Below are 1,211 nucleotides of genomic sequence, written 5' to 3' on the forward strand. Positions count from 1 at the left end.
GAAGGAAGAAGGAAGAAGGAAGAAGGAAGAAGGAAGAAGGAAGAAGGAAGAAGGAGAAATCTTGAATAAAAAAAGGGTAAAATGATAGATATAGAACTCTACATTCTTTTTCATATCTATGTCTAATATAGCAATCAGGAATGAGATGTGAGAATTTTTATGATAGTTAGTTTGAGGTGAAAAGCTTAAAAATTATGACTCCTGACTCCTGATTCCTGACTCCTAAATGCCACTAAAATCTTACAACTCACATAAGATTGCTATATCTGTAATACCACTTTGAAAAAAGAATGCTACAAAAATGTAGAGATTGATTGGATATGGTTAAAAATAGCTACTACATGACTTACGCAGAAGCACTATATATAATACCAAATTCAAAAAAGGTAGTTACATCTTAAGTTGTGATTTATTCCTAGAATAAAAAACTTGATAAATCCCATAAATTCTCAAAATTAAACCTTTTTTATTATTTTTTTTCTTTGCCTATTGCCTGTGCCGTGACTGTAGCAATATTTTATGAAATTGGTATAAGATTAAAAAACTATAACGTTATAGTTTTAAACCCTATATAGATGGTCTTTGCGTAAGTCCTAAAATAGTTAATTGACCTTCAAGGATAAATTAATAAATTTGACCGAAATCCTGGATATTTTGCCAAAATTTTCGATTTATACCAATTACCATGCATTAATGCTATACTTCGGCTATACTTCCACACCTCAATAGTTACCAAGATTCAAAGTCTTTTTTTGACAATTTTTAGTTATACCAATTCTCAAAAACTTTGCTATACTTGAATTTTCTATTTCTAAATACTATTTATTGACGTAATTTTATTGTTAGCTAACCTCTGTAATTTATCCAGTTATTTTTACAACTTTCCAAGGGTAGCATTACTTTTGAGAAATGATATTAATTATATAAAATCCGGTTATATGGTAATTGCAAAACTACTTCTTCATTAATACAAGTTTTCTATTGAATAGGAATTATATAATTTAATAGTTCAAATCCAATATTTCTCCTAACTCCTGTACGGGCAATTTCCGTTTTTCATGCTCCTAATTACGCGGAAAGCGACAGCATTCGGAAGGAAATCGCCCCTACGACTCCTGACTCCTGACTCCTCCGCAATACGATAACTAATTACCCGGATTCTATATTAGTATAGATTATCACTACTTTTTCTCCCCCCTACCTCCCACAGT

This window comes from Dapis hubbardiae BLCC-M172 (assembly GCF_050016015.1).
Lineage (GTDB): Bacteria > Cyanobacteriota > Cyanobacteriia > Cyanobacteriales > Microcoleaceae > Trichodesmium.